At 35.8% G+C, this 13,057-nt stretch carries 10 protein-coding genes; 3 read left to right on the top strand and 7 right to left on the bottom strand.

What is annotated here, in order from left to right; all coding sequences use genetic code 11:
* The first annotated feature begins 56 nt into the window (after nt 1-56).
* Nucleotides 57-1,022: a translation elongation factor Ts gene (tsf, locus tag FHP04_RS02715; protein WP_139854292.1), complete on the top strand. Its 966-nt coding sequence runs from the start codon at nt 57-59 to the stop codon at nt 1,020-1,022.
* Between the two features lie 240 nt (nt 1,023-1,262).
* Here the strand turns inward: tsf and FHP04_RS02710 are convergent, their stop codons facing one another.
* From FHP04_RS02710 to FHP04_RS02700, 3 genes are all read right to left on the bottom strand, one after another.
* Nucleotides 1,263-2,168 carry a T9SS type A sorting domain-containing protein gene (locus FHP04_RS02710; RefSeq protein ID WP_139854291.1) on the bottom strand — a complete coding sequence of 302 codons (906 nt, stop codon included), beginning with the start codon at nt 2,166-2,168 and terminating at the stop codon, nt 1,263-1,265.
* Nucleotides 2,169-2,186: 18 nt separating this feature from the next.
* A complete protein-coding gene (locus FHP04_RS02705; RefSeq protein ID WP_139854290.1) occupies nt 2,187-2,429 on the bottom strand; it encodes a hypothetical protein in 243 nt (80 codons plus the stop codon).
* 212 nt (nt 2,430-2,641) lie between these two features.
* Nucleotides 2,642-3,361 carry a T9SS type A sorting domain-containing protein gene (locus FHP04_RS02700; protein WP_139854289.1) on the bottom strand — a complete coding sequence of 240 codons (720 nt, stop codon included), beginning with the start codon at nt 3,359-3,361 and terminating at the stop codon, nt 2,642-2,644.
* 282 nt (nt 3,362-3,643) lie between these two features.
* On the opposite strand from FHP04_RS02700, the gene polA reads away from it, so the two are divergent.
* Entirely contained in the window at nt 3,644-6,523 is a 2,880-nt protein-coding gene (gene polA / locus FHP04_RS02695) for a DNA polymerase I (RefSeq protein ID WP_246051382.1), read from the top strand.
* Between the two features lie 94 nt (nt 6,524-6,617).
* Here the strand turns inward: polA and FHP04_RS02690 are convergent, their stop codons facing one another.
* Complete coding sequence (locus tag FHP04_RS02690; RefSeq protein ID WP_139854288.1) at nt 6,618-7,085, bottom strand: lipocalin family protein; 468 nt, start codon at nt 7,083-7,085, stop codon at nt 6,618-6,620.
* 131 nt (nt 7,086-7,216) lie between these two features.
* On the opposite strand from FHP04_RS02690, the gene FHP04_RS02685 reads away from it, so the two are divergent.
* The gene (locus FHP04_RS02685; protein ID WP_139854287.1) at nt 7,217-8,905 is read left to right on the top strand and encodes an ABC transporter ATP-binding protein; all 1,689 of its coding nucleotides are present in this window, start codon (nt 7,217-7,219) and stop codon (nt 8,903-8,905) included.
* Nucleotides 8,906-9,078: 173 nt separating this feature from the next.
* Here FHP04_RS02685 and FHP04_RS02680 read toward each other — a convergent pair whose 3' ends face one another.
* The 3 genes from FHP04_RS02680 to FHP04_RS02670 form a co-directional block, all read right to left on the bottom strand.
* Nucleotides 9,079-9,732 (bottom strand): CoA transferase subunit B, encoded by a 654-nt coding sequence (locus FHP04_RS02680; RefSeq protein ID WP_139854436.1) that lies wholly within the window; start codon nt 9,730-9,732, stop codon nt 9,079-9,081.
* Between the two features lie 150 nt (nt 9,733-9,882).
* Complete coding sequence (locus FHP04_RS02675; RefSeq protein WP_139854286.1) at nt 9,883-10,581, bottom strand: CoA transferase subunit A; 699 nt, start codon at nt 10,579-10,581, stop codon at nt 9,883-9,885.
* A 158-nt stretch (nt 10,582-10,739) separates the two neighbouring features.
* Entirely contained in the window at nt 10,740-13,049 is a 2,310-nt protein-coding gene (locus FHP04_RS02670) for a penicillin-binding protein 1A (protein WP_139854285.1), read from the bottom strand.
* Nucleotides 13,050-13,057 lie beyond the last annotated feature (8 nt).

Below are 13,057 nucleotides of genomic sequence, written 5' to 3'. Positions count from 1 at the left end.
TTGTTGAAAATTAATTGAACGACTTTTTTAATATTAAACCTAAAAAATTTAAGAAAATGGCAAAAATCACAGCCGCTGAAGTAAATAAGCTAAGACAAACAACTGGAGCCGGAATGATGGACTGTAAAAAGGCATTAGTTGAGGCAGAAGGAAATATGGAAGAAGCAATCTCTATCCTTAGAAAAAAAGGACAGAAAATTGCTGAAAAAAGAGCAGATCGCGATTCAAGCGAAGGTGTGGCAACCGTAAAAGTAAACAGCGACAACACAAAAGGTGTTGCCATTTCATTAAACTGTGAAACCGACTTTGTTGCTAAAAACGATTCATTCGTAGAAATGGCAAACAAAATGGCTGAGGTGGCATTAAATACTTCTTCTAAAGAGGAGTTTTTAGCTGCAGATTTTGAAGGTATCACAATTGCTGAAAAACTAACTGAGCAAACTGGTGTTATTGGTGAGAAAATAGAAATCGGTGGTTTCGAAATTCTTGAAGCGCCATTCGTAGGTTCTTATGTACACGTAAACAAAATTGCTGCTTTAACAGGTCTTTCAAAAGCTGTTGACAACGCAGAAGAGCTAGCAAAAGATGTTTCTATGCAGGTAGCTTCTATGGGTGCAACTACGCTTTCTTACAAAGATTTTGATCCAGAATTTATCGCATCGGAAACTGAAGCTAGAATTGCTGTTATCGAAAAAGATAATATCGAGTTAGGCCGTTTAGGTAAGCCACAAAAAAATGTGCCTAAATACATCTCTAGAGCACAATTAACTCCAGAAGTTTTAGCACAAGCTGAAGAAGATGCAAAAGCAGAATTAAAAGCTGAAGGGAAACCAGAACAAATCTGGGACAGAATACTTCCTGGAAAACTAGAGCGTTTTATTAGTGATAATACTACGTTAGACCATGAAAAAGCATTGCTTGACCAAAACTTTATTAAAGACGAAAAGAAAAGCGTTGCAGATTACGTAAAAACGTATGGCGATGTTGAAGTTGTAGGCTTTAAAAGAGTTTCATTAGCATAAGCTTTTAGAAATATTTTATACAGAAAGAAAGAGGCTGAAGTAATTTTCAGCCTCTTTTTTTTATGGATACTGTCAAGGGTAACTCAGGCAATAGCTGTCTGAAGACCTATTTATTGTTTTATAAATTTCTTTACAACTACCCATTAGTTGAATTATTTTATAATAACTCACATTTTCCAAATACATCTTTTATTTTTGAAGAAACAGAAAAATGTCCGTTCGAGCGCAGTGGAGAACTATTTATTGTTTTACAAACTTTTTCACCTCTACTCTCCCACTTTCATCCGCTATCTTTAAAAAGTAAATACCGCTGGATAGGTTTGAAATATTAATTGTTGTTTGCTTATTAAAATCTATATGTTGCGTGTTTAAAAGTTTTCCTTCTGTTGAATAAATTTGGGTTTTAAGATTGCTTATGTTTTTTGTGCCATTTAAAACCAAAACTTCATTAACAGGGTTTGGATATATAGAAAATAGTTTTTCATTAATATCATTTGTTCCTAAAGAGCAGTCTTCAGAATAGATAAAATCTGCAGCAAAATACCAGCGAGAATATGGTAATTCATTATTATTTGCAGCCACCTCATCATCCACAGTAATACACTGTAATTCTGTAAGTTCACAAGGCTCACCTTCAAATTGGCAGGGCAGGCTTATTGTTAAAATTGAATTAGCTCCATTTTTTAAATTCAAATTTTCTAGAAAAATTAAATTCGCCGCTTCAACAATTTCAAGATTTACGTTACTGGAAAAGTCCAATGAAGTCATTAGCATTGAGAAGCCAGGACTTTGACTGTTAAAATAAAGCTCTTTTAATAGAATGTTTTCACTCACATCCAGTAAATAAAGAATATTACCACTTGCATCCAACAATTCTAAAGCTGAAAAATCTTCTAGGCCTGTTAAATCTTCTATAAATCGATGATTTACATCGAGCGATACTACATTTTCAATATCGCTAGTTAAAACCTGTCCATTTATAATACCATCGCTATCAATGCCTAAGTCAATAAGTGCTTGTTCAAAATTAGGATCGGGTATATTTGTTACTTGTGCGTAAAGCCCTAATGGCAATAAAAGCAGCCATATACATAGTATATTTAGCATAGATATTCTTGTTTTGTATATTTTAAATATTAATTTCATAGTGGTGTATTTTAAATATTAGTTTTTTACTATTGTTTTAATATTCTCAACATAACTGGCATCTGTAGATTTACTATAAACTCCTGGTGGATCTGGAATTAATTTAGCAGGGGTGGCACAAAATTCGTCCGCTTGTGCATATATTAAATTAGAAAATAGGAATAGGAAACTACTAAATATCTTAAAGGAAAGCTTAAATAGTTGTGCGGTTGTGCGGTTGTGCGGTTGTGCGGTTGTGCGGTTGTGCGGTTGTAATTTCATAATTTAACGATTAAAGTTAGTTAATTTCTTAAAATTATGCAAAAATCTTCAAAATTAAAATAGGTAATTCCCTGTATTATGTTGGGGGATTTCCCCCTTTTCCCAAATACCATTCTGTTTATGAATAATTCAACAATAAATATAATTTCCAAATACTTCTTTTACTTTTGAAGAAACAGAAAAATGTCCGTTCGAGCGCAGTCGAGAACTATTTATTGTTTTACGAACTTTTTCACCTCTACTCTCCCACTTTCATCCGCAATCTTTAAAAAGTAAATACCGCTAGATAGCTTTGAAATATTAATTGAAAGATGACTTTTAGAATTAAAATTTTGAGTACGCAAAAGCTTGCCTTCTGTGCTGAAAATCTGGACACTAAAGTTCCCTAAAGCTTTTGCTGAAGAAATTTTTAAGCTTTCTTTTACAGGATTGGGATAAAGGCTGAAATATGAATTGCTGAAGTGTTCAACAGTTAATGGCTCATCTCCATAAATTGCCATATTTCCATCTTCATTGGTTAAGGTTAGAACCTTCTGTCCGCCGGCTGTTATATCAATTTCATATAAGAATATTTTATTTTGTAATTGTGGTGTAAAAAAACCATAAATATAGAGTGATTCGTAAATTTGGTTTTCATTTAATGAACAAGTTACAGCACCAACAGTCCAATCGCTAACTGTAAATTTATCTTCGACCAAGCTATAATCAATATTATCTCCAATTATAAATGTGCAAAACTGTGTAGACAAACTACTTATATCTATTTCAAATTCAACATCAACTGGAGCTTCATTATTATTAGGTGGATAATTATTTTCACCATCTATTATTACATTGCTTAAATACCAGGTATTTTCAAAAAGATGGGGATCTTGAGCGTTTGATGAAACATAAACTAGGCTCGTAAAAAGAAAAATTATAATTGTTTTCATAATTTGTTGTTTTAAAAGGTTTTTGGAACCTAAACAACTCCATTAGCGCCAATGTCTCACGATAGTTGTAAATTCTAAAATTAAAAATAGCTAAAAAAAATTAAAGCATCTATTTTATCAGATTCGTGGAACATCTTTATTTTACCCTAATACAAGCTAATTTCCAAATACTTCTTTTATTTTTGAAGAAACAGAAAAATGTCCGTTCGAGCGCAGTCGAGAACTATAAGGACATCAACTTCATAAATCTTTCGGCTGCGCTCAGGAAGACAATAAATTATAATGATGCAAGAACCTAAAAAACGCCTTTTCCTTGTTGATGCCTACGCTCTTATTTTTAGAGGGTATTTCGCATTTATAAAAAATCCACAAATTAATAGCAAAGGTCAAAACACTTCGGCTATTATGGGATTTATGAATTCACTAATAGACGTAGTAAAAAGAGAACGTCCAGACCATCTTGCGGTTTGCTTTGATAAAGGCGGCAGCGAAGCTCGAAACGAAATGTTTCCTGAATACAAGGCTAATAGAGACGAAACTCCAGATGCAATACGTTTTGCAATTCCATATATCTATAGCATCCTTGAGGCCATGAAAATCCCAGTAATGGTAAAAGAAGGCTTTGAAGCAGATGATGTAATTGGAACCTTGGCAAAAAAAGCTGAAAAAGAGGGTTATACCACCTATATGGTAACTCCAGATAAGGATTTTGCACAATTGGTTTCCGAAAATATATTTATGTACCGCCCTGTTTTTGGTGGAGGTTATGAAACATGGGGAATTCCAGAAGTTCAGAAAAAGTTTGAAGTAGAAGATCCGCTTCAGGTTATAGACTTCTTGGGAATGATGGGAGACAGTAGCGATAACATCCCGGGACTTCCAGGTGTAGGTGAAAAAACAGCGAAAAAATTCATAAGGGAATTTGGCTCAATGGAAGCCCTACTAGACAATACCGATAAGCTTAAAGGCAAAATGAAGGAGAAGGTAGAAGCTAATCGCGAAATTGGTTTACTCAGTAAACAACTGGCAACTATTATGCTGGATGTTCCTGTAGAATTTAATGAAGAAGATTTTGAAGTTTGCCCTCCTGATACAGAAAAGGTATTAGAAATATTTGACGAATTAGAGTTCAGAAGACTTAAAGATAATTTCCTAAAATCTTTCTCTGTAGAAGCTATGGCTTCTAATGGCACAAGCCGTGAACCAAAAGATGCAGAAAACAACGCTCCTACTACAAAGCAAAAAACATCAAAAGTAGCTGAACGCAGCCAAAGTGCTGGTCAAGGCCAATTTTCACTTTTTGGAGGCGATGGAGAGGCAGCAGCAGATGCTAAAGATTTTAATACACGGGCAACTATTGAAAATACCGAACACTTCTACCAAACCGTTCAACCTGGGATGGGCGCAAAGTTGTTTTTTCAAAATTTAATGAAGCAGAAAAGCGTGTGTTTTGACACAGAAACTACAAGTTTAAATCCGCTCGAAGCAGAACTCGTTGGTATTGCTTTCTCTTGGGAAAAAGGAAAAGGTTTTTACATTCCGTTCCCAGAAAACCGCGAAGAAACACAACAGATTCTAGAAGGTTTACGTCCTTTCTTTGAAGATGAATCAATTGAGAAAATAGGACAAAACTTAAAATACGATATTAAGGTTTTAGCAAAATACGATATAGCTGTAAAAGGGAAACTATTTGATACTATGCTTGCGCATTATCTTATCAATCCAGATATGCGCCATAATATGGACGTATTGAGCGAAACCTACCTCAACTATACTCCTGTTTCCATAACCGCATTAATCGGTAAAAAAGGTAAGAATCAACGCAGTATGCGCGATGTTGATATTGTTCAACAAACCGAATACGCAGTAGAAGATGCCGATATTACCTTACAACTTAAAGAACATTTTGAGAAAGAATTAGGCGAGGCAAACACTCAACAACTTTTTGATGAAATTGAGGTGCCACTATTACGTGTATTGGCCGCGATGGAATTGGAAGGTATTAATCTCGATAAAGGCTTTTTAAACAGTTTATCAGAGGCTTTAGATAGCGATATACTTCAATTGGAAAAGAATATTTACGAAGAAGCTGGAGAAACATTCAACATTGCTTCTCCAAAGCAATTGGGAGAGATTCTTTTTGGGAAAATGAAGCTTATCGACAAACCGAAAAAAACCAAGACAGGTCAATATTCTACTTCAGAAGATGTGCTTTCATACTTAGCAAAAGATCATAAAATCATCCGAGATGTGTTAGAATATCGCGGCTTAGCTAAGTTAAAAAGCACTTATGTTGATGCTTTACCTGCACAGATAGAACCAACCACAGGTCGTGTACATACCGATTATATGCAAACCGTCGCAGCAACTGGGCGGTTGAGTAGTAATAATCCAAACCTTCAAAATATTCCTATTAGAACAGAGCGCGGACGCCAAGTGCGAAAAGCATTTGTCCCAAAAAATAAAGACTATGTTCTAATGGCTGCGGATTATTCGCAAATTGAACTTCGCGTTATCGCTGCTTTAAGCGAAGAAAATAACATGATAGATGCTTTTAAAAACGGAGAAGACATTCACGCTTCTACGGCTGCAAAAGTCTTTAATGTGCCTTTAGAAGAAGTTACCCGTGAACAACGAAGCAATGCTAAAACTGTTAACTTCGGGATTATTTACGGGGTTTCGGCTTTTGGATTAAGCAACCAAACCGATCTCTCTAGAACTGAAGCCAAAGAACTAATAGACACCTACTACAAAACCTATCCAAAACTTAGAAATTACATCAGTTCTCAAATAGACTTCGCACGGGAGCACGGATATGTGCAAACCGTTTTAGGCCGTAGACGTTATTTAAAGGACATTAATGGCAGCAACCAAGTGGTAAGAGGTGCGGCTGAAAGAAACGCTGTAAACGCTCCAATTCAAGGTAGTGCAGCAGATATCATCAAGCTTGCCATGATTAATATTTACAACAAGCTTGAAGAAGAGAATTATGAAAGTAAAATGCTCCTTCAGGTTCATGATGAATTGGTTTTTGATGTTTACAAACCTGAGTTAGAAAAGTTAAAAGCCATGGTAAAACACGAAATGGAAAACGCTTACAAGCTTACCGTTCCTTTAGATGTGGATTTGGGAGTAGGAGAAAATTGGCTAGAAGCGCATTAAACACCTAAAGGCTAAAATGCAAAAAAAATCAAATACTGAAGTAAAACAAAGGGCGTTTCTTAAGAAATGCCCTTTGAAATTTCATCAGTTTATGTCAATCTCTTTGCGAAATCATTTCTAAAGTGCCATAATCGTCTGTTGGCATTATGATTTTTAGCGTATTGTCATTTAGCGTATAGTCAAAAGTTTCTGTTATTGGCTCTGGGCCTTCTATGGTAAACTTAATTTGGTCTCCCACAATTTCATAAGTGCCTTCATTTCTTTCGGTGCCTTGGCATCCAAAAACAATTTCTCCGTTTATTTCCTCTTGTGTTATCACACTAAACGATTGTGAGAAATCATTATTAGCAGAAAAGTTACTCGTTCCCTCTATACATGGAATTTCGTTAATTAGATTTCGATTAAAAGATCCGTCGTTGTTTAAGTCTACAGGAATAGCCACATTCATTTCAGTTAGCGACCAAGAACCTACTATAGACGTTTCTGCTGAATTACTATCATCATCAGAAGAGCAAGACGTAAATAAAACTATTGTAAATAAGGCGATAACTAATTTTTTCATATCATTTGATTTTCGTTAGAGATTCTCAAAATAAAACAATTATTTTCTTTTCTCGCTTGTCGCTACATCTTTTTAAATTTTTGAATTAAAACTACACACTCAATTTTAACTTAAATTCTATCTTTGATACTATGGAAAACACCCCATTAATATCGATTAAAGATCTTGTTCTTTCCTTGGGGAACAAGAAAAAGAAAACTGAAGTTTTACATACTATATCTTTTGATGTATTTGAAAACGAAATTTTAGGGATTGTAGGCGAATCTGGTTCTGGTAAATCGGTTACATCTTTAACACTTATGGGGTTATTGCCAAAAAAGCAAGCCAACTTATCGGGAGAAATCTATTTCCAAGGAAACGATTTATTGAAGTACGAAGAAAAGAAGTTTAGAAAAATCCGCGGTAGCGAAATCGCAATGATTTTTCAAGAGCCTATGAGTGCGCTTAACCCTTCATTGAAATGCGGTTTTCAAGTTTCTGAAATACTCATGCTTCACTTAAATATGAATGCTTCTGAAGCCAAAAAGGAAACCATTTCGCTGTTTGAAAAAGTGAAACTGCCACGTCCCAACGAAATTTACAACAGTTATCCACATCAAATAAGCGGTGGACAAATGCAGCGAGTTATGATTGCCATGGCTATTGCTTGTAAACCTAAATTACTCATAGCAGACGAACCAACAACAGCACTTGATGTTACGGTACAGAAAGAAATTATTTCGCTTCTAAAATCGATTCAGAAAGAAACTAAAATGGCTATGCTATTTATTTCGCACGATTTAAGTTTGGTTTCAGAAATTGCAGATAGAGTTTTGGTAATGTATAAGGGGAATATCGTTGAGAGTGCCACTACCGAAGAGATTTTTAAAAATCCTCAAAACGAATATACCAAAGCATTATTGGCGTCGCGACCTTCATTAAATGTGCGTTTAGCAGAATTGCCAACCATTGCTTCTATTGCTGATAAAAGTTTTAAGCCTAGAGAAATAAAAGCGACCGAACGCGCTAAAAAACATAAGCAGATATACACTCAGTCCCCTATTTTAGAAATCGTCAACCTTGAAAAATACTATTTCAGCAATGTGGGGCTTTTTGCCAAAACAGAAGTTGTAAAAGCAGTAGATAACGTTAGTTTTTCGGTTTTTGAAGGAGAAACTTTAGGACTTGTAGGCGAATCGGGTTGTGGAAAATCTACTTTGGGAAAAACAATTCTTCAGCTTGAAAAAGCGACTGAAGGAAGTATAAAATATCGCGGTAAAGAACTTACAACGCTTTCAAAAACTGATATTAGAAATCTGAGAAAAGAAATTCAGATTATTTTTCAAGATCCATTTTCCTCTTTAAACCCTCGTTTGATGATAGGCGAAGCTTTGATGGAGCCCATGGAAGTTCACGGTTTAGGGAAAAATAAAAAAGAAAGAAGAGAGCGCGTTATTTCGCTTCTAGATAGAGTAGGTTTGGATGAGACATACTTTTACCGTTATCCACACGAGCTATCAGGGGGGCAACGACAACGTGTTGGAATTGCTCGAACAGTAATAGTAGAGCCAAAACTTGTTATTTGTGACGAATCGGTTTCTGCTTTAGATATTTCTGTGCAGGCACAAGTTCTTAATCTCTTGAACGAACTGAAAAACGATTATGGCTTCACATATATTTTTATATCGCACGATTTGGCGGTGGTGAAATACATGTCGGATCAACTATTAGTGATGAATAAAGGGAAAATAGAAGAACTAGGAGATGCCGACGAAATTTACGAAAATCCGCAGACCGAATATTCAAAAAAGCTTATTCAAGCGATTCCTAAAGGGATTTAATCTTTCCTGAACAAAAAAGGCTATCCAAAAAGCAAGTCTCACTTTCTGTTCGAACGCAGTCGAGAACTTTAAATTACTGACTTCTAAATAGGTCTCGACTACGCTCGACCTAACAAATCAAATAATTTTTGCTTTTTAAATAACCCCTATTATATAAAAAAAGTAGAATTATTTTAAAATTTCATTTCAGGAATGTCACCTTCAACTACTAAATCACCTTCAGTTGCTTGTTGAATTTCTTCAACAGAAACACCAGGTGCACGTTCCAACAGGTGAAATTTACCATCTCTAACTTCCATTACTGCAAGATTGCTCACAATCTTCTTTACACAGGCAACTCCAGTAAGCGGTAGAGTACATTCCTTAAGCAATTTCGATTCGCCAGCGCGATTCGTATGCATCATAGCCACAATAATATTTTCGGCTGAGGCTACTAAATCCATTGCTCCTCCCATTCCTTTTACCATTTTACCCGGAATTTTCCAATTGGCAATATCACCGTTTTGAGATACTTCCATTGCTCCCAAAATAGTTAAATCTACGTGTTGGCCACGTATCATACCAAAACTCATTGCAGAGTCGAAGAAGGAAGCTCCGGGAAGGGCTGTAATAGTTTGTTTACCGGCATTAATTAAATCTGGGTCTTCTTCCCCTTCATAAGGGAATGGTCCCATTCCTAGGATTCCATTTTCACTTTGAAATTCTACACTAATATCGTCACGCACAAAATTCGCAACTAAAGTTGGAATTCCTATTCCTAAGTTCACGTAGTATCCGTCCTTAACTTCTTTTGCTATTCGTTGTGCTATTTGGTTTTTATCTAACATCTCAATATTGTTAATTTGAAGTAGGTTTCCACCTTGGTTTATTCTGAGCGATGCCGAAGGGCTCAACCTGACATAATTATTTTTCCTTTGCGTTCTCTGATTCTTTATAGTCTAATATGTCATCTCTGAAAACGCTAAGATTCCAATTACTTATTTTTTACGCACTGTAAGTTGCTCAATGCGTTTTTCATATTTTTCACCTTGAAAAATTCGCTGAACAAAAATTCCAGGAATATGAACTTGATTCGGGTCTAATTCACCAGCAGGAACAAGTTCTTCTACTTCAGCTACTGTAATTTTTCCAGCACCACACATGGCAGGGTTAAAGTTTCTTGCTGTACCTTTAAAAATAAGATTTCCAGCTTCATCGCCTTTCCAAGCCTTTACAAATGAGAAATCAGCTTCAAAAGCTCTCTCCATTATGTGCATTTTTCCGTTAAATTCACGGGTTTCTTTACCTTCAGCTACTTCGGTTCCGTAACCTGCAGGAGTAAAAAAGGCTGGAATACCAGTTCGAGCAGCTTCACATCTTTGTGCTAGCGTTCCTTGAGGAACAAGCTCTACCTCCATTTCGCCACTTAGCATTTGGCGTTCAAATTCGGCGTTTTCTCCTACATAAGAAGAAATCATTTTCTTTATTTGGTGCTTTTTAAGCAAAAGACCTAGACCAAAATCATCTACACCTGCATTATTTGAAATACAAGTAACACCTTGAATGTTTCGTCTAACCAATTCGTTGATTATGTTTTCAGGAATACCACAAAGACCAAAGCCTCCGAGCATAAAAGTCATTCCGTCTTCAATGCCTTCACAGGCTTCTCGAACGTTTGCTACTGTCTTATTTATCATTTTTAAAATTTTTCTGAAAATTACAAAATTTGTCTGAGTATTCAGGACAATTCTACAAACACCTAATAAACACCTAACTGTTAAATCAATAGAAAAACAGCTCTTTTGATATCAGTAAAAAGTCTAAAATTTAGTTTTTATGATTATTAGATTTTTAATTAAAAATCAAACTCATCTGGAATTTCTTCCTTATCAGCATCCCTATCTCTCCATACTGCACAGTTAGTTTCAATAGAAAGATTACTTGGACGCTTAAAGTTTTCAGTAGACACATCTAAATCTTTATCGGCATAGCAACTCTTCATATACATTCCCCAAATTGGTAGTGCCATTGTTGCTCCTTGTCCGTATCTAGTGCTTCTGAAATGTGTAGCTCTATCATCTCCTCCTACCCAAACTCCTGTAACAAGATTTGGAACCATCCCCATAAACCAACCATCACTGTTGTTTTGTGTAGTCCCCGTTTTACCAGCAATAGGATTTTTAAAATCGTATGGATATCCTGTCATAACTTCTTTGTAAAAAGGTGAATTAACAGCCCAATTTCCTCTTAAACGAGTACCCGTTCCTGATTGCGTTACTCCTTCCATTAAACTAGTTGTAACATACGCAGTTTCGTTACTTATAACATCTCGTGTTTTTGGAACATTTTGATAAAGAACAGTTCCATTTTTATCCTCAATTCTTTGAATAAGAATAGGCTCTATATATACTCCTTCATTTGCAAAGGTGCTGTAAGCTCCAACCATTTCATAAACCGATAAATCTGCAGTTCCTAAAGCAATTGATGGTACCGCAGGCATATTATCTGTATTTGCACCCATTTTTTTCACTAGATCGATAACTGGTTCTGGTCCAACCCTATCAATAAGTCTTGCTGTAATTGTGTTGATAGAATTTGCAAGAGCGTGTTTAAGAGAGACCATTCCTCCATAACTACCTCCAGAGTTTTTAGGTGTCCAAGGTTTTATTAAGTTGTGTTTTCCAGCTGGGATTGTGTACATAGTATTTGGTAATGTATCACAAGGAGACATATGCATTTGGTCTATAGCTGTTGCGTAAACAAATGGCTTAAAAGTGGAACCTATCTGGCGTCTTCCTTTTTTAACCATATCGTATTTGTAATGTTTGTAATCTATTCCACCAACCCACGCTTTTACTTCACCTGTTTGTGGTGTCATAGACATCATAGCCGCTTGTAAAAATGATTTGTGGTAACGAATAGAATCTAACGGAGTCATAATTGTGTCAATGTCTCCTTTCCAAGAGAAAACACGCATCGGGATTGCTTTTTTAAAGCTTGCAATAATTTCTTCCTCGTCTTTTCCTTGTCTTTTCATATCGCGCCAGCGATCACTTTTTCGCATGGCTGAATTTAAAATCCCTTCGGTTTCTTTTTCTGTAATATCTCTAAAAGGCGCAGTTTTATTCCCTTTATTTTGTTCGTCAAAAACAGCTTGGAGGTTTGCCATATGCGTTTTAACAGCATTTTCGGCGTGAAGTTGCATTTTACTATCTATAGTAACATAAACCTTAAGTCCGTCTTGGTAAATATTGTATTTACTACCATCTGACTTTGGATGTTCTTTTATCCAATTTTCCATAAAATGACGTGCATACTCACGGAAATAAGTCGCACTTCCTTCATCGTGACCTTGCGGTGTAAATTCGATATTCAGTGGAAGAGCTTGTAGCGAATCTTTTACTTTTTCTGAAATATAATCGTATTTCTCCATTTGTGCTAACACCACATTTCTTCGGTTTTTAACACCTTCTGGATTTCGAATTGGATTATATAGGGAAGCATTTTTGAACATTCCTACAAGAGTCGCAGATTCAATAGTTGAAAGCTGAGACGGCGGTTTGTCGAAATAAATATTAGCTGCAGACTCTATACCAACAGCTTGATTCACAAAGTCGTATTCGTTAAAATACATTGTAATAATTTCCTCTTTTGTATAACGACGTTCCAAGCGAGTTGCAATTATCCATTCTTTAACTTTTTGTAGTCCTCTTTGGAATTTATTGCGAGATACCTGTTCGGTAAAAAACAGTTTTGCTAGCTGTTGACTAATTGTACTTGCTCCACCTCTAGAGCCTAAAAATGCAATTGCTCTTAATGTCCCGCGACCATCAATCCCGGAGTGATCGTAAAAACGAACGTCTTCAGTTGCAATTAATGCGTTAATTAAGTGGTCTGGTAAAGAATCGTAAGGTACTGGAGTACGGTTTTCTTTGTAGAATTTTCCAATGGTTTTTCCGTCGGATGAAATAATTTCAGTTGCGAGGTTTTTCTCTGGATTTTCTAGGCTTGTTTCATCTGGAAGACTTCCAAAAACGCCCCAAGAAGCCATTAAAAACATTAAGACTATTAGTAGTATAAACCCTGCGAAAATCTTCCAAAAGGTTCTAATGTGACGCCCTAAACTGCGTTTTTTATCTTTTGCGGATGCCTTTTTTTTTGCCATATTTTATT

Source organism: Aequorivita sinensis (assembly GCF_006346335.1).
GTDB classification, from domain to species: domain Bacteria; phylum Bacteroidota; class Bacteroidia; order Flavobacteriales; family Flavobacteriaceae; genus Aequorivita; species Aequorivita sinensis.
This window is presented reverse-complemented; position numbering and strand designations above follow the sequence as displayed.